Here is a 17,164-nt window from a genome sequence, read left to right as displayed (position 1 = left end):
GCACATCGTGGCCCCTGCGCCCGGCACCCGCGGGCGCAGGGGTAAAAACCCCAAAAAAGCCCTGCACGGCTTGTGCAGGGCTTTTCATTCGACCCCTTCACGATCTAAGCGATTCCTGGACCAAAGCATTGACCGCTTTCCCGTCGGCGCGGCCCTTGACTTTTGGCATCAGTGCGGCCATCACCCGGCCCAAATCCGCCTTCCCCTTCGCCCCAACTTCTGCGATGGTTTCCTCGACAAGTCCGCGAAGTTCCTCTTCTGACAAAGGAGTGGGGAGATACTCTTCGAGGATGGCGATCTCTCGCTGCGCCTGTGCCTCTAAATCGGTACGCCCCGCCTGTTGCGCGGCCTGGAGGGATTCGCGCCGCTGCTTTCGCTCGCGCTGCAACACTTGGATCGTCTCTTCCTCAGTTAACGGGCGCTGCCGTTCGATCTCCTCGTTCTTCAAGGCCGTACGCACCATGCGAATCACAGACAAGCGAATCTTATCCTTTTCCTTCATCGCCCGTTTCATATCGTCTGTGAGCCGGTCTTGCACGTTCAACGCTTAAGAGCCCCTTTCCATCACCGGTCCCCGCCGGCCGATGCCCGTTCTACCGCCATTCAGTACTTGCGGCGTTTCTTCCGGGCCGCCTCCGACTTTTTCTTCCGGGCCACGCTCGGCTTCTCGTAGTGTTTGCGCTTCTTGACCTCGGCCAGAATACCATCTTTGGCCGTCGCTCGTTTGAAGCGGCGCAACGCGCTATCGAGGGACTCGTTCTTCCGAACCCGAATCTCCGACACCTGATTCCCTCCCTCCGCCTAACATCCCGTGACGATCACGAGAGGCACAAGGCGTACCTATCCCGGTAAGCACCCGTCCATTAAAATCATTATAATCGAAGCTTTTTCACCGTGTCAACGAGGAGTTTCCAGTTATTCCCATTCAGCGCCGGTAAGAGAGGGAATGATGGGGCCATCCTGCGGATCCTGCCCATCCGTGGAACGTGGTATCATAGAATCAACTTCGACAACGGACAATCCGAGGTGACATCCATGACCGTAAGCCCAGAAGCACGCCGGTACATCCTCGACCTCGCCCGGGCTGAAGAAAGACCCTGGCACGGCGTTCGTCTGCAAGTCATTCCCGGTTGTGGAGGACTGAGGTTCATCCTCAGCCTCGACGATCCCCGCCCCGGGGACACGGAGATCACGGCATCGGAATTGACGATCCTCGCCGACCCCTTTTCAGCCACCTTTCTCGATGAACTGGTGGTGGATTACTCCGCCGAAGAGGACGACCTGACGTTTCGCCATCCGGACAGTTTCGGCTCCAGTTGTTAGTCAACTTGCGGGGTGCAGTCTGTCGTCACTGCACCCCGCCCCCTCACTGACCGGCCCCGGCCGCCGCGGAAAAATTAATAAAGGCAGCAATAGCGAGGCCGATGAAGGAAAGACCCAAATACGTGGTGCGGCCCCAACCTTTATCGCGAATACTCCCGATCAGGGCCTTGAGCGCAAACAAAGCCATGATGACAAAGAAAATCCCGGACAGTACCATGTCAGCTACCCCTTTCTGGCAATGGCGTTCCCCAGATGTCCATCTTGTATTATACCCGGCCACTCCAAGTTCCGGCAATCTCTCCAAGCCTCGCTTTTTCACCGCCGCCCGGGGGAAACATCCACCGACCACGTGGGCTTTTTCGGTCGGGTGCACGCCTGTCCGATTTTCTGCTATCATAAGAGCGACTTGCGGAATTTTGCCCGTTTTTATGGTGCGTATGGTTCGGGTACGGAAAGGAGCACGGCAGGATGTTGCGAAAACCGCTCGGGAAACGGGTCCGGTTGACCTTGGTGGGGGCCGTCGCCTTGCTCACCGCGGGTTGCGGCATGTTGGGAAAGCCGGTCACCCCTCCCCCTCCCCCACCCACGGAAATCACCGTCGGCATCCCGTCTGAACCTCAGACCCTCAACCCGATTTTCGCCGAAGACCGTTCGTCTCTGGCGGTGATTCACGCGTTGTTCGACAGTGTGGAAGCTGAAGGCCCGGACGGCGTCCCCCGGCCGGAGTTGGCCGACCGCGTGACGGTGAGCCCGGATGGCACCACCTACACCATTCATTTGCGACCCGGGGCCACATGGCACGACGGCGAACCGGTCACCGCCGCCGACGTTTTATTCACATACCGGGCGATTCTCCAATCTCAGGTGCAATCCCCCTATCGACCGCTGTTCCTCGTCGACGGGGAACCTCCGGAAATGCGCCAGTTGGACGAATACACCCTGGAGATCCGTTTACCCCATCCTTCGGCGGGGTTCGTCAACGCGCTTACCGTCGGCATTCTTCCCGAACACGCGTTTCCAAATGGGAATGTCAAAGATTCGCGCTTTAGCGACCACCCCATTGGAAGCGGGCCCTTCTCCTTCGTGCAATGGAACCGCGGGCAAAACATCCAGCTGAAACGTTTCGATGGATATTTCGCGGGCCGGCCCGGCGTGGACCAATTGACCTATCGGATTGTGCCGGAATCAAACCAGCGGTCCGCCTTTGCCAGCAAATCGATCGACGTGTTTGTCCCGACTCCGGCCGACGTCTTGAAGATTCAACAAGACGCGTCCGCGGACAAACCGGACCTGGTCCACTATTCCAGTGAATCGGTGATGACCCTGTTGGTGCACCAGCGGGGGTCATACCTGGCGGACCACGCCGTACGAAAAGCCCTGGCCCTGGCGATCGATCGATCTGCCATCGCGGACAAAGCCTTTGGAGGTCCGGGATTGGCGTCGCCCGCCGATTCCCTTTTTCCACCCGGAAACTGGGCCCACGACAATCGAACACCTCCGGCGCCAAACCCCGCCGCTGCAAAAAAAATCTTAGACGAAGCGGGCTACGTGACCAACAGCTCCGGCTGGCGGGTCAAAGACGGAAAGGTCCTGAGCTTTCAACTGCTGTACATCTCTGACCGCACGACAGACAAGATCGCCCAGATGTTAGCAGACCAGGCGGCTGAGGTGGGCATCCAAATTCAACCCAAAGGGGTCGATCGAACGGCCTTTTATCAAACTCTGGATGCCCCGGAAAAAAATTTTGACCTGGCGCTGAACACCTATTGGCTGGGTCCGGATCCGGACGCCTTTGCGGATCTGTTGACGACACACGGGGAATACAATTTCCAAGAGTACGATAATCCCCAAGTGGACAAGTGGTTTACCCAGGCCCGGGAAACTTCGGATCAAGGGGCGCGGCTCTCCTTGTACCGACAGATCGATCAAAGCATTCGAGATGACGTTCCCGTGATCCCCTTGGTATACCCGGAGGGCTTTCTGGCCGTGCGCCGCACCATTGTCAATGTCGAGAAAGCAGATCCGGCACCCGTAGTATTGTTCCGGTATCTTGAACAGTTAGGGGTGAACCCCGGGCGAGCGGTGACGCCATAAACTGACTCGGCGGCGGCGGAATTCGACACCCCTTCCCAGAACAGGGGAAATCACCGGCACCGATCGACATCTTCTCTCCTTGCCCGCGGCGGCCCGTCCCCTTGATGATCAATCCGGGGAGGTGACGGAGATGGATCTTCTGCAGGAGTTGTCCCGGGAGGCCGCGGTCATCGGCCCCATGGTCCTGCGACTGCTCATCGCCTTTGTGGCCGGCGCCATCATCGGAGCGGAACGGGAGTTGCACGTGCGGAGCGAGCACGGAAAAGGGGCGGGGTTTCGAACCTATTCCCTGGTCACCTTCGGCAGCTGCCTGTACGCCCTGGCCAGTACCTACGGATTTGCCGCCACCTCCGGAGGGGGAGTGGATCCCGGCCGGGTGGCGGCCCAAGTCGTCACCGGAATCGGGTTTCTCGGCGCCGGTACGATTCTAAAGGATCCCAGTGGTATGGTGCGAGGACTCACCACTGCCGCCGGGTTGTGGGTGGCCGCCGCCATCGGCCTGCTGATCGGAGCCGGGCTGTACTTTACAGGCCTGTTCGCGGCGGTCCTCGTCTACATCATTCTCCGGTTTCACGATCTGTTCCCGAACTTCCCGCTGTTCCGGCGCCTGGAGGAGATGAACCGAGAGGAGTCTGGCGACAAGGGGGCGGACGACCCGTAAGACCGATCGTCCGCCCTCGGCCTCCAGGAGCTAGTTCTGAAACGGAGTGATCACAAAAGGCAACCGGGGCTCCCGCACTTCTTCTCCCGCCGTCCGCTGCATATCCTTCCAAAATGCCCAGACGTCTTCTTCGTTTGGCCACTGTTCCCGTTCGGGCGGCGGTACGGGAGTCCACCGATCGCCCGTAGGGGGAAAACCGCTCGACAGGGTTTGATCTTCTGGCTCCCCGGCCCCCTCTATAAAGGCTTCGATAAGTGCCACGAGGGTCTCCTGAGTTGAGCAATCCAATTCTTCGCACCTGCGATGAAACCGTTCGGCCAGACCTCGGGAAACCCGGGCTCCCACGTACACCAGAGAAATTGATCCCAATTTTAAATCGACGGAACCCCGTTGGGCCACTCCGACCACCCTCCTTGGGACGAATGATTGTCTAGTCGTGGTTTCGCCACTCGCGGTAAAATCTCCTTTGGGAATCCTGTCAAAAGTCGTCGTCCTACTCAGAAAAAAATCGACAAAAACCGAGGCCCTCGACAAAGAGGAACCTCGGTAAAAAGAGCGGCAAAGGAGGAGGGTGCAGCTTTGGACCGGCGGCCCGCCGTCAGCGCACCGCTTTGCGCAAAGCCTGATCGAGATCTTCCAGGATGTCCTCTAAGGTTTCCAGTCCGACAGAAAGCCGGATCATCTCCGGAGTCACCCCGGATGCCCGCTGTTCTTCCTCAGTCAGTTGTTGGTGGGTGGTGCTGGCGGGGTGAATCACAAGGGATTTCGCATCGCCCACATTCGCCAAGTGAGAGAATAACTGCAGGCTTTCGATAAACTTCCGCCCGGTCTCGACTCCCCCATCAATGCCAAAGGTCAGAATCGCCCCCTGCCCCTTCGGCAGGTACTTCCGGGCCAACGCCGCATAAGGACTTGATTCCAAACCCGGGTAATTCACCCAGCGGACATTAGGATGGGATTCCAAGAACTGGGCGACCCCCAGAGCGTTTTGAGAATGGCGTTCCATCCGGAGAGACAGGGTCTCCAGTCCTTGCAAAAACAAAAAGGCGTTAAAGGGCGACAGGGCGGGTCCCATGTCGCGCATCAACTGCACCCGAGCCTTGACGATGAACGCAGCAGGCCCCACGGCTTCCACATAACTCACGCCGTGATAACTCGGATCGGGCTCCACCAGTCCGGGATATTTCCCCGAAGCCTTCCAATCGAAGCGCCCGCCGTCCACGATGACTCCGCCGATGGAGGTCCCATGGCCGCCGATAAACTTCGTGGCGCTGTGAATCACAATATCCGCCCCGTGCTCCAGGGGTCGGTGCAGATAAGGCGTGGCAAAGGTGTTGTCGATGATCAAGGGCACCCCGACCTCCCGGGCCACCTGGGCCACCGCTTCGATATCGAGGATGTCAATCTTGGGGTTGCCGATGATCTCGGCGTAAAAAGCCTTTGTCCTCGGAGTGGCCGCCCGGCGAAACGCCTCCGGATCTCCGGGATCGACGAATTTCACGTCGATGCCCAGCCGCCTCAAGGTATGATGAAAAAGATTAAAGGTCCCCCCGTACAGATAGGACGATGAAACAATCTCGTCCCCGGCTCCGGCGATATTGAGGAGGGCCAGGGTGATGGCCGCCTGCCCGGAGGCCGTGGCCAACGCCCCCACCCCGCCTTCCAAGGCCGCCATGCGTTGCTCAAATACGTCCTGGGTGGGGTTCATGATGCGCGTATAGATGTTCCCAGGCTCCTTTAACGCGAACAGGTTCGCCGCGTGCTCCGTGTCCCGAAACACATAGCTGGTCGTCTGATAAATCGGCACTGCCCGGGAACGCGTCGCCGGGTCCACCGTCTGGCCGGCGTGCAAAGCCAAGGTTTCAAACCCCTTCTGTTTCTCCGTCACTCCCGTGTCCTCCTGTCTCTGGGCTCATTCTAGAGTAGATTAATCGGATTACGGAGATTATAATGGACGTCTTCTATATCTGTCAAATCACTCGTCCCGGGGGCGCCGGATTCGGAGAAGAAGGTTCTTGCCCGGGCGCTTTTTTTTCGGCTCCGACTCCTCCTCCTTCTTGTGACGGGTCGGCCCCACCACACCAGCCTCTATGGCCTCAGGAAAGGTGTACCATCGGCCGCGGTACTGGATCCGATTCATGGACCCGTCCTCCTTTCGCATTGTTGATCACAGACTTTTCGTCAATCCGCCGTCAACGGAAATGGTCAAACCGGTCAGATAGCTCGCCGCCGGGGAACAAAGAAACGCGACCACTTTTGCAAACTCTTCCGGGGTGCCGTACCGGCCCAGCGGGATTTGACCTTCCCATCTCTTGCGGACCTCGTCCACGGGCTCTCCGGTCTTCTCAGCAGTGATCCGGTCCAACTCCCGGACCCGATCCGTTTCGATGCGCCCCGGCGCAACGTTATTGACCAAAATGTTATAAGGGGCCAACTCGATGGACAACGTCTTCGTCAACCCCGCCACTGCGGCCCGGACAGTGTTGGAAAGGACGAGGTTCGGGATGGGCTGTTTCACGGATGTGGAGGTAAGGTTGATGATTCTCCCCCCGCCCTGGAGCCTCATGTACGGAATCACCAGGCGGGTGGCCCGCACGACACTCATCAGGTTCAAATCCACGGCGGCATACCAGGCCTTGTCATCGAATTGCTCGAAAGTTCCGGCCGGCGGCCCTCCCGCGTTATTGATGAGGATATCCACCCGGCCCCACCGATCCGCCGCCGTGCGGACCACCTTCTCGATGTCACCGGCAGAGGTTACGTCCGCTTGGACGGGGATGACTTCCACATCAGACCGCTCTCGAATCCACCGGGCGGTCTCTTCGATTCTTTGTGCATCCCGGCTGGCGATGACGAGATCGTTACCCGCCTGGGCCAACTCCAACGCCACCGCCCGCCCCAGCCCCTTGCTGGCTGCCGTCACAATCGCCACTTTCCGTCCGTCCATGTCCGCCACTCCTCTCGATTCATCCTCTTTTGTTGCCACCTCGCGCCTTACGACGGGAAACATCCCATCATTATGGAGTATTGTCGAGCTGCACAAAAGCGGCGCTCACATACCCCTCCCGGCCATCCCCGAGCCGGATGTGAAGCCAACCCGGCTGGCGATCCAACACCTCAAACCCCGTTCCGTGTACCAATCGCCCGAGGGTGGGATAATCGGTCCCAGGGCCGGCGCGAAAGTTCACCCACTCCCCACTCACCCGACCCGTGAGTGCCGGTTCCGTCACCGGTGCCGAAGAGGCCGGACTCTGGGACCCGCCGAAACCTCCGGATCCAAGTGTATTTCCAGGAAAATATTTCTGGACGTACTGCCGCACTGCCGGAGTGTCCGGAACCAGAATGCTCTGGCCATCTGACGACCACGCCTCGCGAAACGCATCCGCCGGCGGGAGCTGGATCTGGGTGATGCTCTGCCCCCGATCCCTCCACAGGCACAGTCCCAGGCGAAGTTGGTCTCCCGGCGAGAGATTCGTGCGAATATAAGGCTCGGCTGCGGCGAGAACGTTCGGGAAGCGCACCAGGTTCTGCGGGCGCATCATCTGCCGGATAACGGCCTGCACGAACTTCCTTTGTCGCTCGGTGCGGGCGTAATCCCCGAGGGCATCGTGCCGAAACCTCACATATCCCAGAGCCTGAGCCCCGTTGAGATGCTGAAGTCCCGGCTTCAAGTGAATATCGTAACGCCCGTCGTCCACGTAATCCATCGGCTTCTCCACGTCGATGTCCACCCCGCCCAGGGCGTCCACGATGTGGATAAACCCTTCGAAATCTGTCACGGCGTAGTACGGAATGTCTAGGCCCAGCCAGGTTTCCGCCGTTTTCCTGGCCAAATCCGGCCCCCCTGCGGCGTAGGCCGCATTGATCTTCTCCTGACCCACCCCGGGAATGGACACCCAAGTATCCCTCAGAATGGAGCCCACCGTCACTCCCCCGGTTCCTTGGGGGATGCCCAGGAGCAGCATCGTATCCGACCGGGGATGGGGATCCTGGCCCCGGTTGTCCACACCGAGCACCAACACCCGCACGTCGCCGGATGGCCAGATGCCTGGTGTCGCTCCTTCAGAGACGCCGGACACAAATCTGGCCAAAACGAGGCCGTAGTACCCCGCCACAACCAGCAACAGAAGAACGATGAGCAACAGCAGCCGCTTCGCCCGTTTCCCCGGCGTCATCGATGTCGCCTCACCCCGTCCGACCATGGCATCTTCCCCAATTTCGTGATATCGTTGGGATGAGTTCGTCCGACGAAGGAGGCAGTGGCCATGGTGCGCAAAGTTTCTCTGATCGTCACTGTCATCCTGGTGGCGATCGCCGTCGGGTATTTTATCCGCGACGTCCGCACCTGGCAGTGGGAGCAATCCCTCAGTCCGGATATGCGCCGTCTCTATTATTTCGACGATATCCGCCCGGTCGACCTGAAGGCCTCCGCCATCCATACCGCCGCTTTCATCGCGGCCGTCTCTTTGTTCGAATGGCTTTTCCTGATGGCCTTGCCCCCCGAATCGGAGGGAAAGGATCGGGAATAACCCGGCCCCGCCGGCACCCTCGCTTCCCCGCCACCCAGACAACGGGTGAACTTTTTACCACTTGTCTCACATTATACACGGGGAACCGGGAGGAAGCGAATTACCCGCCAACGGCCGGCTCGACCCAAGGTCTTGGAGACCCGGAAGAACGGGAGGCCGCGAGGAAAAAAGGGGCCCGGCGTAGCCGGACCCCCAAACGGGCGGAAAAGATTTCTTTCGATTCTTCGCCGTGCAGCACAGATCACGACTGCTCTTCCACGTAGTAGTAGGCCGACATCGCGGCCATCGCCCCTTCGGCGACGGCAGTGACGACTTGGCGGAGCCAGGTCTCCCGCACATCCCCTGCCGCAAACACCCCGGGGACCGCCGTTCGAAACCGGTCATCGGTGGGAATCCATCCTTCCGCGTTGACGATCGGCGTGCCCTTCAGAAACTCGGTGTTGGGCTTAAGCCCGATGTAGATGAAAATCCCGTCCGCATCCACGGTTTCTCGTTCTCCCGTCACGGTGTTCTCTAGAACCAGGCGTTCCACTTTGCGCTCGCCCTGAACCTCCACCGGCCGACGATTGAACAAGAAAGAGATTTTCTCGTTGTTCCTGGCTCGTTCTTGAAGCACCGGCTGCGCCCGCAGTTTATCCCGGCGGTGCACAATGGTCACTTTGGCCGCGTGCCGCGTCAAATACACGCCTTCTTCGCAGGCCGAATCCCCACCGCCAATTACGTATAGGTTTTTGTTCTTGAAGAAGGCGCCATCGCAGACCGCGCAATAGGACACCCCCCTGCCGGAGAACTCCTTCTCCCCCGGGATTCCGAGCTTTTTGGGCTCGCAGCCCGTGGCGATAATCACCGTCTTGGTTTCCAGCACCTCTCCTCCGGACAGATGCACCCGGTGAATCGGCGGACCAAACTCCACGCTTTCCACCTCGCCCTGCTGGGTCTGCAGACCGAGGGCCTCGGCGTGTTCCCGCATCTTCTCCGACAGATCCGGCCCCAAAATCGACGTGAATCCGGGGTAGTTTTCGATCTCCTCGGTGTTTTGCATCTGCCCGCCGTACAGGCCGCGTTCCACCAGGAGCATTTTCAAACCCGAACGCAGGGCGTAGACAGCGGCGGACAATCCGGCGGGACCACCGCCCAGAATGATGGTGTCATAAACCAATGTCAAATCCCTCCTCGGGGCTGCGGAAATGGGCCCGTGATATACCCCTGCACCGTATTGTAGCGAAAAAAACTCCATCTGCCAAAGTGCCGGCAAAAAACCAGGTGCGAACTCGGCGCGAATCCCGTATAATTTGGGCAAGATCCGGGACGGAGGACAGCCATGACCGACTATCCCCGGCATTTGGTCGATTTTATTCACCTGTTCAATGTCGATCGCGCTTTCTACGATTGCCATGAATACGGGGAAGAATTATGGCTTGAACAAGGGCGGCCGCCGTTTTTAAAGGGATTGATCCAAACGGCGGTGTCCCTATACCACCTCGAAAGCGGGAATCTGGGTGGCGCCCGCAAATTGTGGCGCACAGCCTCTGCATATCTCTCGCCCTATGCCCCCGCGTATATGGGGCTGGATGTCGAGCGCATCCTCCAGGACATGAACAAACTTTTCACCGAACCCGGGGAACCCACTCCGGAGCAGGCCGCCACAATCCGCCTGCACGTGGTCGATCCAAGACTTCAGGACCTTTTGGCAAACTGGAGAGTGCTCCCCCTGGACGATAACTCCGCCCATTCCAACGACTAACGACCGGAGAGAGGAATCGTGCACAGCACCGATCTGTTACAATTTATCGCCGCCCACGGATATGCGGCCTTGGCCTTGATATTGGCCACCGGTCTCATTGGCCTCCCTGTGCCCGACGAGGTGCTGTTGACCTTTGCCGGATTCTTGACGTGGCAAGGCATCGTTCATTTGCCGGGCACGGCTGCGTCCGCTTTTCTCGGAAGCTGTTCGGGCATTACCTTGAGCTACGTCATGGGCCGGGGGATATTTCGCCGGATTGCAGACCGGGTCCTCCGACGGGCCATGGAAAGTGGAAAACTCGCCCAGGCAACCCGGTGGATGGATCAATACGGAGGATGGGCCTTATTTTTCGCGTATTTTTTCCCGGGGATTCGGCATGTGGCCGCCTATGTGGCCGGCGTCGGGCGCATGGCCTTCCGCCGTTTTGCCAAGTGGGCCTACGCCGGAGCGGCTTTGTGGGTGCTGACCTTTCTTTTTCTCGGACGGTGGCTGGGCCCCCGCTGGCACGTCGTGGAGCGTTGGATGCACCACTGGACCCTCTGGGCGGCGGTGGTCCTTGTCGCGGTCACCGCCATCGGCCTGTGGTGGCTGCGGCGGGTCCGACCGGTGCGAAACCGGTCCTGACCTTAGGGCCACCACGGAAAAATACTCCTCCACCCTCCTCCGGTCTGAACGCTTCGAACCGCAGCCCCGACGTTGATGACCCCGTAACCGTATTGGGGATCCCGCCCGGGAGGACCGCCGTCCACCGCCGTTTGCTGAATGATGTTTCGTACTTGGTCGGCTGTGAGATTTGGGCTGCGCGCCCAGATCAGCGCCGCCAGACCCGCCACGTGAGGGGAGGCCATGGAAGTCCCGGAGAGGGCGGCATATTGTCCCCCCGCGTACGTGCTGGCAATGGAGACCCCCGGAGCCGCCACACCCGCGTGGGCACCGTAGCTGGAGAAGGGGGCGAAGACCCCGCCGGGGTCTACTGCAGTGACCGCCAGAACCTCGGGATAGGCGGCGGGGTACTCGGGGGTGTCCGTCCCTTCATTCCCCATGGCTGCCACCACCAGCACTCCCCGGCCCGCTGCATAACGGATGGCATCGTGAAGGTATTGACAGTCCTCGGTTTGACCCAGGGAGAGGTTGATGACCCGGGCTCCGTGATCGGTTGCCCAAATGATCCCCCGGGCCACATCGAAAGCCGAGCCAGCACCGTCCTGATCCAACACCTTGACGGGCAGGACCCGCCCATGCCAGTCGAGGCTGGCCACCCCTTCTCCGTTGTTCGACAACGCGGCGATCACCCCGGCCACGTGGGTGCCGTGACCATTATCGTCGTCGGGGGGACGGGTGGGGTCCAACAGGTTTGCACCGGGGAGGAGTTGGCCCTGAAGGTCCGGGTGCCCTCGGTCGACCCCGGTGTCCACCACGGCGACTACAATCCCCGGTGCCCCGGTGGTCGTGCGCCAGGCGTTCTCCGCGTCGATCATCGGCATGTTCCACTGATAGGGTCGGTATAAGGGATCATCCGGAGTCCGGTTGATCCGAGCAACCCCGTGGCGTTCGATGTAGCGGGCTCCTTTGGCGCGAAAGAGCGGTGCCGCCCGGTTCATGTCCGAAGGCCTTGCGAAACGAAATACGTATCCGCCTCGCCCGTCCCGGTTCACGACCCGGCCCCCCGAGGCCCTTTGAAGGTCCTCTAGCTCCGGAGTACCGAGCACTCGCCCAAAATGCACAATCCATTCCCCATCCCGGTGGACGACCCGGGGAGCGGGCCTTCCCTGGCCCCCACGGACATGCCAATCGGTCCCATCCACCGCCGATTGGGTATGGATAGCGTCTTTGCCGGCCAACCCCTTGGAACTTCCCACCCCACCCGGGGCGGAGGATAAAGATCCGGGGTTCCCTTTCGTGAGGACCTGGGGCCTCCCGCCCGGGGCATGAAGACTTGTCAGAGCACCGAAGCTTTTCTCATACTCCGCCGCCACCCGGTGCACCGACGCCAACGAGATTTTGACCGCAAGAAGTCCACCGTCCAGCCGCAGCCCCGCGGGGGAGTAGAGCCGGCCGGCCTCGTCCTGCCGGGCCGGGCCCACATACCACCCTGCGGATGACTGGGTGGTGCCGTTTTCCACTTCCCGCAACAACGTCGGGGACAGGGAAGACCCGGTGGCAGCGGGCGGCCCGCCGGCCGGCAACCACACCGCCCCCAGACAACCTCTCCTCGGAGATAACCGATCGGCCAACAGGGCCGTCCGCTCGCCGGGTCCGGGGGATGACAATAGGGCGGCCGCCGCATCGGCCATGTCTTTTCTGGCCCGGGAAACCGTCAAGGACGCGGTCACCGCCACATCCCGGGATGCGATCTGAGCCGCGCTGTATGGAGTATGACTCAGGGGCGGTTGGGAGGGAACGTGCCCCGGCCCCGGGCTTTGTACGCCTCCTCCCGCCCACCAAGCACCGCCGAGGAGGGCGACAATCAAAGCGAATGACACCGGCACTCGCAGGAATCTCGGGCCCCGTTCCTTTCGCTTTTTCTCCATGCTCGTCCCTCCCCGCAGCGAGACTTTGACGCCTTTCAGTGTGCCTTCGGGAAAAAGTCAGTATGCGGTGAGCGAGATGGAAAAAGGACACTGCCCTGCGGGACCGAGCTCTGTGCTAAGATAAAAGGGAGGTGGATGAGTCGAGGTGGTTGGGTGAGACCGCGACAGATTCACGGAGTCCGAATCGCCGTGATTCTCTTGTTATTTCTTTTTATTCCAGTTCAGACAGGACTGTCCGTTTATCAGAATCTATGGCCCGATCATCGACATGTCGCATTGCTGCGCTTTGAAGACGTCTCCGCCGGGCCCCCTTATCAAACTCCCGAAGACCTCGGGAAACTTCGGGCTGTGATGGAATTTCTCGCTGCCGAGAAGGTCCCGTACCAGATTACCGTCGTCCCCAGATATTTGGGCACAGACCCGGAAAATCGGCCGGTGGTCCACGATATCACGCAGCCTGATGCCGCCCCCTTCGTCACTTTGTTGCGCTGGGCTTCGAAACATGGGGCCGTGGTCGGAGTACATGGGTACACCCACCAATACGGCCAACCGGACTGGCGCAACCCGGGAACGATCACGACCATTGGCCGGGAGTTTGAAGTGCCGCATGAGCCCCTGACGGATACGCCCGAATATGCGGCTCGGCGGCTAACGGCGGGCGTGCATTCCTTTGCCGCCGCAGGTTTGGTCCCGGGCTTTTGGGAGACCCCTCACTATGCGGCGACCGCGGAACAAGAACGGGCTCTCCGAAGTAATTTTGGGATCCTGTATGAGCCGGACCGGCGGCAAGTGAGGTCGTTAAAAGATATCGTTCCCCGGGACGGCCCGACGGCCTCCGGGGCATGGGGAGCCGTGTACATCCCGACCCCCTTGGGGTATGTGCGATCCGATCAACCCGAAGACTCCGTGAAGCGGATTCTGTACCGCGCTTCCTTTTTCGAAGGGCTCGGAAGCTTATATTATCATCCAGTGTTGGAATTTCCATTTTTGGAGCCGGTCAAGCGAAACGGCCGACAAGTCTGGCGAGACGGTTTGCCGGAATACCGGTATCGCCCCGGACCGCCTTCGTATCTTCACCAATTGATCGACGGTCTGGGGCGCGAGGGATACACCTTTGAATCGCTCCACCAAGTGGTGCCTCTGCAACCCGCCTGGCAGTATACCCTGCCCGGGGATCTTTGGGCATCTGGGCGACCCTCGGGCCAGGCATGGGATGACTGGGTGAGCATCCAGCGCCAGTCGGGCGACATCTGGGTGACCTCCTCGGAACGGGACTGGCTCCGAACCTCCCCGGAGGCATCCCCTCAACTTTGGGGCCGGCTTCCACCGGGGATCGAGGCCAAGAAGTTGTGGACGCTCGACATCAATGGGGACGGCCGGGACGATCTTCTCGTCGCCGCCTCCAATGCCGTGTACGCGGCCCGGGCAAAAACCGCAGCCTTCGGTTCATTCCGGCGCTTGCCCATTTCCTTGTATCCGAAGGACACCGTGGTCGCCGGGTACTTGATCGCAGGACGCCCGTCGCTGGTGGTATTCCACTCTGAGGGAACGGCGGAAGGATATGTGCTCGGCCCGGATTTAGCGGCGGTTTCCCCTCCCGTTCCTTTGCTGGGCATTCACAGTCAAGGACCCAGGACTGAATGGTTTGCGTGGAACGGGGAAGGCTCGGCGGGTGATCATGCCTCAGACCTCGGGCTGTACCGTCCGGATTCAGGTGAGATCACCCTTTACAAGATCGATCACCAGGGACACGTGAGGAATGCCGTCTCTGCCGCGCTCCCACCGGCCTTGCAGATCATCCCTGCCATGGGGGATCCAAATCTTCCCGAAACCCCGGTGCTCATCGGGTACATGGCCGGGGACGGGCGGTGGATGGCATGGCGGGTACAAGGCCAGACCCTCGCACCCGCCGGGTCCTTGTTCGGACCGTGGATGGCTGGCCGGCCGGGTCAAGCTGCCGCCGGTCGATTCGGGGTGGGGCTCCCTTGCGTGGCGGTGGCTTCAGCCCAGGGCGGGAGAATCGATATTCAGACGGCCATCAGCTACTTTGGCTGGGTTTCCTTCTCCCCTGACTGATTCGCGCTCTCCGGAGACCGGTACCCCGCTGATTGCATAGCGGCCCCGCCATCCGCTCTCCTCCGGAGCCCGGCGACGGCGGAAATCAACGCCAGGATAATAGGCCTCAGCCACAAGAACGTTAGGGCCTAAACAGCCAACGTGGGGGCATTGGCATCCGAAACGGGTGTGCCGCCATTGATCACGCCATCGCTCGAAAGCGTCCCGAATCGGCTCCCTGTGCCAGTTCCCGATCGGCCCCATGTCCGCAAAATCGGTCACATAGATGCCGCCGTCAAGGAGGTTTACATTGAGACGGATTCGTCCATCCGGATCATTGCGCACCGTCACCCCGGGCTCCCGGGCGATGCGCGCCAAAAGTTCTCGGTCCCGAGGGTCGTCACTACACGGATAAAAGGGGAAGGTTCCGAACAGAATCCATACCCTGGGATCTCGCCCATCAAGTAGCGCCAGGGCTTCGGCGCGCCAATCGTCGAGGCCGAGCAACGGCAGCTCCCGGGCGAAGTCACTGGGGTACAGGGGATGAACTTCGTGCCGCCGAACCCCCAGTTCGGCGAGACGGCGGTGGATCTTCGTCAGCCTTCCTTGAGTCCGCGGGCTGATCATCGACTCGGCCGACACGAAGACCCCCTCTGCCGCCAGTCGCCGGGTGTTAGCCTCTAGCCTCTGAAACAGAGCTTCCGCGGTTTTCGGGGCCGGCCGTCGGCGAAGACCCGCAAAGGTCAGCACCGCAAAATCCTCTGGTGTCAAATAATTATAGGAAATATGCATGACATCTACGAAGGGCGCTATAAGGAAATAGCGATCCACATCGAGTGTGAGGTTTGTGTTGATTTGTGTTTGACAACCTCGATTCTTCGCATAGCGTAACAGCGGAAGGACGGTGGACTCGATCAACTCGCGATTATAGCTCGGTTCACCGCCGGTGATACTGAGTGTGGTCAAATGATCGATCTCATCCAGCCGCCGCAAAAGCGGCCCGATATCCGGGCGCTCTTCTGTAATTGTCAAGGTATCCCCTACGGCGCAATGTTCACAGCGCAGATTGCACCGGCCCGTTACCGTGACCTCGATGCTGCTTAACCGGATCTCGCCCTGGGAATTCCGAGACAACAGCGCCTCCCAAGGGTCGTACATCGGACTCATCGCGCTCATGCTCCGACCTCCTTCGTGCATGTCCACCATACATAAAGGAGCATCCACGGTCAACTGCAAACTTGTTACACGGTAAATTTTCCTGTCGCATGGGAAGGATCTCACCAGCGGGTGTCGAATGGTTATCGATGTGCCCCCTGTAGAAGACCCCCCGGCGTCCGCCTGCCTTGATGAGCAGGTCCACTTCCCAAGTCGGCAGACCGTCATAGAAGGAGGTGTAGTGCCTGGTCGGTGGCCAGGTGGAGCGTGACACCTATTCGAGTATTGATCGGCGATGATAACAAAGAGTTCGCGCAGCTTCTTCAGGATTATATCGATAGCCTGCCGGATATGCAGGTGATCGGGCTGGCTTTTAACGGGCGAGAAGTGGTGGACTCCATCGAAACCCTTCAGCCCGATGTGGTGATTCTCGATATCATCATGCCGGTATTAGACGGAATCGGCGTTTTGGAAAAAGTGGCTCCCCTCGAAAGAGAAAACATGCCGAAATTCATCATGTTGACGGCCTTCGGCCAAGAAGGAATCACAAAACGAGCCGTCGAGCTCGGGGCCGCTTATTACATTTTGAAACCTTTTGATATGGAGATTCTTGCGAATCGCATTCGCCAGGTCAGTACCGGCTCTGCACCCGGCGCCTCAAGCGGTACCCAGTCCATGGGGGGAAGCGGCTGGCAGGGGCAGGGAAAGCGCAGCGTAGATTCAGACATCACCCAGATCATCCATGAAATCGGTGTCCCCGCGCATATTAAAGGATACCAATACCTGAGAGAAGCGATTTTCATGGTATATCAGGATGTGGAGATTCTAGGATCCATAACGAAAGTTCTCTACCCGCGAATCGCGGAAAAATATAACACCACGCCTTCCCGGGTGGAACGGGCCATCCGACATGCGATCGAGGTCGCTTGGGGGAGGGGTAACGTGGACGCGATTGGTTCGGTGTTCGGGTACACCGTAAACATGGGGAAAAGTAAACCCACGAATTCAGAATTCATCGCCATGGTCGCAGATCGTCTGCGCTTGAATGCCCGCACCGGTTAACAGCGCCCGC

At 59.8% G+C, this 17,164-nt stretch carries 19 protein-coding genes; 8 read left to right on the top strand and 11 right to left on the bottom strand.

The features are described from left to right. Positions 1 to 97: 97 nt before the first annotated feature. Positions 98 to 544, bottom strand: coding sequence for a GatB/YqeY domain-containing protein (locus CVV65_RS05245; RefSeq protein WP_100667252.1), 447 nt, complete (start codon positions 542 to 544; stop codon positions 98 to 100). Between the two features lie 59 nt (positions 545 to 603). After that, complete coding sequence (gene rpsU, locus CVV65_RS05240) at positions 604 to 783, bottom strand: 30S ribosomal protein S21 (protein WP_013074815.1); 180 nt, start codon at positions 781 to 783, stop codon at positions 604 to 606. 252 nt (positions 784 to 1,035) lie between these two features. Here rpsU and CVV65_RS05235 point away from each other — a divergent pair, with 252 nt between their 5' ends. Then, positions 1,036 to 1,323: a HesB/IscA family protein gene (locus CVV65_RS05235; protein WP_100667251.1), complete on the top strand. Its 288-nt coding sequence runs from the start codon at positions 1,036 to 1,038 to the stop codon at positions 1,321 to 1,323. A gap of 43 nt (positions 1,324 to 1,366) precedes the next feature. Here CVV65_RS05235 and CVV65_RS16690 read toward each other — a convergent pair whose 3' ends face one another. Next, positions 1,367 to 1,540 carry a hypothetical protein gene (locus CVV65_RS16690; RefSeq protein WP_157935388.1) on the bottom strand — a complete coding sequence of 58 codons (174 nt, stop codon included), beginning with the start codon at positions 1,538 to 1,540 and terminating at the stop codon, positions 1,367 to 1,369. A gap of 251 nt (positions 1,541 to 1,791) precedes the next feature. Between CVV65_RS16690 and CVV65_RS05230 the strand changes: the two genes are divergently transcribed. Together CVV65_RS05230 and CVV65_RS05225 are read left to right on the top strand one after the other, a co-directional pair. Further along, positions 1,792 to 3,417, top strand: coding sequence for an ABC transporter substrate-binding protein (locus CVV65_RS05230; protein WP_100667250.1), 1,626 nt, complete (start codon positions 1,792 to 1,794; stop codon positions 3,415 to 3,417). 130 nt (positions 3,418 to 3,547) lie between these two features. After that, positions 3,548 to 4,078, top strand: coding sequence for an MgtC/SapB family protein (locus tag CVV65_RS05225; protein ID WP_100669202.1), 531 nt, complete (start codon positions 3,548 to 3,550; stop codon positions 4,076 to 4,078). A gap of 30 nt (positions 4,079 to 4,108) precedes the next feature. On the opposite strand, the gene CVV65_RS05220 is transcribed toward CVV65_RS05225, so the two are convergent. The 5 genes from CVV65_RS05220 to CVV65_RS05205 form a co-directional block, all read right to left on the bottom strand. Then, positions 4,109 to 4,477 carry a hypothetical protein gene (locus tag CVV65_RS05220; protein WP_100667249.1) on the bottom strand — a complete coding sequence of 123 codons (369 nt, stop codon included), beginning with the start codon at positions 4,475 to 4,477 and terminating at the stop codon, positions 4,109 to 4,111. A 199-nt stretch (positions 4,478 to 4,676) separates the two neighbouring features. Next, the gene (locus tag CVV65_RS05215) at positions 4,677 to 5,966 is read right to left on the bottom strand and encodes a homocysteine synthase (protein ID WP_100667248.1); all 1,290 of its coding nucleotides are present in this window, start codon (positions 5,964 to 5,966) and stop codon (positions 4,677 to 4,679) included. A gap of 87 nt (positions 5,967 to 6,053) precedes the next feature. Continuing rightward, positions 6,054 to 6,218 (bottom strand): hypothetical protein, encoded by a 165-nt coding sequence (locus tag CVV65_RS16685; protein ID WP_157935387.1) that lies wholly within the window; start codon positions 6,216 to 6,218, stop codon positions 6,054 to 6,056. Positions 6,219 to 6,245: 27 nt separating this feature from the next. Next, on the bottom strand, positions 6,246 to 7,025 hold the full coding sequence (locus CVV65_RS05210) for an SDR family oxidoreductase (protein ID WP_100667247.1): 780 nt from the start codon (positions 7,023 to 7,025) through the stop codon (positions 6,246 to 6,248). A 70-nt stretch (positions 7,026 to 7,095) separates the two neighbouring features. After that, positions 7,096 to 8,280: an LCP family protein gene (locus CVV65_RS05205; protein WP_198592133.1), complete on the bottom strand. Its 1,185-nt coding sequence runs from the start codon at positions 8,278 to 8,280 to the stop codon at positions 7,096 to 7,098. Positions 8,281 to 8,343: 63 nt separating this feature from the next. Here CVV65_RS05205 and CVV65_RS16895 point away from each other — a divergent pair, with 63 nt between their 5' ends. Next, a complete protein-coding gene (locus CVV65_RS16895) occupies positions 8,344 to 8,607 on the top strand; it encodes a hypothetical protein (RefSeq protein ID WP_170085264.1) in 264 nt (87 codons plus the stop codon). 241 nt (positions 8,608 to 8,848) lie between these two features. Here CVV65_RS16895 and trxB read toward each other — a convergent pair whose 3' ends face one another. Continuing rightward, complete coding sequence (gene trxB, locus CVV65_RS05200; RefSeq protein WP_100667245.1) at positions 8,849 to 9,766, bottom strand: thioredoxin-disulfide reductase; 918 nt, start codon at positions 9,764 to 9,766, stop codon at positions 8,849 to 8,851. Positions 9,767 to 9,928: 162 nt separating this feature from the next. Between trxB and CVV65_RS05195 the strand changes: the two genes are divergently transcribed. Beyond that, the gene (locus CVV65_RS05195) at positions 9,929 to 10,351 is read left to right on the top strand and encodes a DUF309 domain-containing protein (protein ID WP_100667244.1); all 423 of its coding nucleotides are present in this window, start codon (positions 9,929 to 9,931) and stop codon (positions 10,349 to 10,351) included. A gap of 18 nt (positions 10,352 to 10,369) precedes the next feature. After that, positions 10,370 to 10,975 carry a DedA family protein gene (locus CVV65_RS05190; protein WP_157935386.1) on the top strand — a complete coding sequence of 202 codons (606 nt, stop codon included), beginning with the start codon at positions 10,370 to 10,372 and terminating at the stop codon, positions 10,973 to 10,975. Between the two features lie 2 nt (positions 10,976 to 10,977). Here CVV65_RS05190 and CVV65_RS05185 read toward each other — a convergent pair whose 3' ends face one another. After that, entirely contained in the window at positions 10,978 to 12,882 is a 1,905-nt protein-coding gene (locus tag CVV65_RS05185) for a S8 family peptidase (protein ID WP_232796715.1), read from the bottom strand. Positions 12,883 to 13,035: 153 nt separating this feature from the next. On the opposite strand from CVV65_RS05185, the gene CVV65_RS05180 reads away from it, so the two are divergent. Next, the gene (locus CVV65_RS05180; protein WP_157935385.1) at positions 13,036 to 14,958 is read left to right on the top strand and encodes a DUF2334 domain-containing protein; all 1,923 of its coding nucleotides are present in this window, start codon (positions 13,036 to 13,038) and stop codon (positions 14,956 to 14,958) included. Here CVV65_RS05180 and yfkAB read toward each other — a convergent pair. Next, positions 14,884 to 16,113, bottom strand: coding sequence for a radical SAM/CxCxxxxC motif protein YfkAB (gene yfkAB / locus CVV65_RS05175; protein WP_100667241.1), 1,230 nt, complete (start codon positions 16,111 to 16,113; stop codon positions 14,884 to 14,886). The two genes, CVV65_RS05180 and yfkAB, sit on opposite strands and share 75 nt — an antisense overlap. 246 nt (positions 16,114 to 16,359) lie before the next feature. Here yfkAB and spo0A point away from each other — a divergent pair, with 246 nt between their 5' ends. Next, entirely contained in the window at positions 16,360 to 17,154 is a 795-nt protein-coding gene (spo0A, locus tag CVV65_RS05170) for a sporulation transcription factor Spo0A (protein WP_100667240.1), read from the top strand. The last annotated feature ends 10 nt before the right edge of the window (positions 17,155 to 17,164 follow it).

It is taken from the genome of Kyrpidia spormannii (assembly GCF_002804065.1).
Lineage (GTDB): Bacteria > Bacillota > Bacilli > Kyrpidiales > Kyrpidiaceae > Kyrpidia > Kyrpidia spormannii.
This window is presented reverse-complemented; position numbering and strand designations above follow the sequence as displayed.

Bases quoted from the DNA above. Each gene is read 5' to 3' on its own strand.
- CVV65_RS05235 (WP_100667251.1), top strand. From the start codon at position 1,036: ATGACCGTAAGCCCAGAAGCACGCCGGTACATCCTCGACCTCGCCCGG.
- CVV65_RS16690 (WP_157935388.1), bottom strand. From the start codon at position 1,540: ATGGTACTGTCCGGGATTTTCTTTGTCATCATGGCTTTGTTTGCGCTC.
- CVV65_RS05230 (WP_100667250.1), top strand. From the start codon at position 1,792: ATGTTGCGAAAACCGCTCGGGAAACGGGTCCGGTTGACCTTGGTGGGG.
- CVV65_RS05225 (WP_100669202.1), top strand. From the start codon at position 3,548: ATGGATCTTCTGCAGGAGTTGTCCCGGGAGGCCGCGGTCATCGGCCCC.
- CVV65_RS16685 (WP_157935387.1), bottom strand. From the start codon at position 6,218: ATGAATCGGATCCAGTACCGCGGCCGATGGTACACCTTTCCTGAGGCC.
- CVV65_RS05210 (WP_100667247.1), bottom strand. From the start codon at position 7,025: ATGGACGGACGGAAAGTGGCGATTGTGACGGCAGCCAGCAAGGGGCTG.
- CVV65_RS05205 (WP_198592133.1), bottom strand. From the start codon at position 8,280: ATGGTCGGACGGGGTGAGGCGACATCGATGACGCCGGGGAAACGGGCG.
- CVV65_RS16895 (WP_170085264.1), top strand. From the start codon at position 8,344: ATGGTGCGCAAAGTTTCTCTGATCGTCACTGTCATCCTGGTGGCGATC.
- CVV65_RS05195 (WP_100667244.1), top strand. From the start codon at position 9,929: ATGACCGACTATCCCCGGCATTTGGTCGATTTTATTCACCTGTTCAAT.
- CVV65_RS05185 (WP_232796715.1), bottom strand. From the start codon at position 12,882: ATGGAGAAAAAGCGAAAGGAACGGGGCCCGAGATTCCTGCGAGTGCCG.
- yfkAB (WP_100667241.1), bottom strand. From the start codon at position 16,113: ATGAGCGCGATGAGTCCGATGTACGACCCTTGGGAGGCGCTGTTGTCT.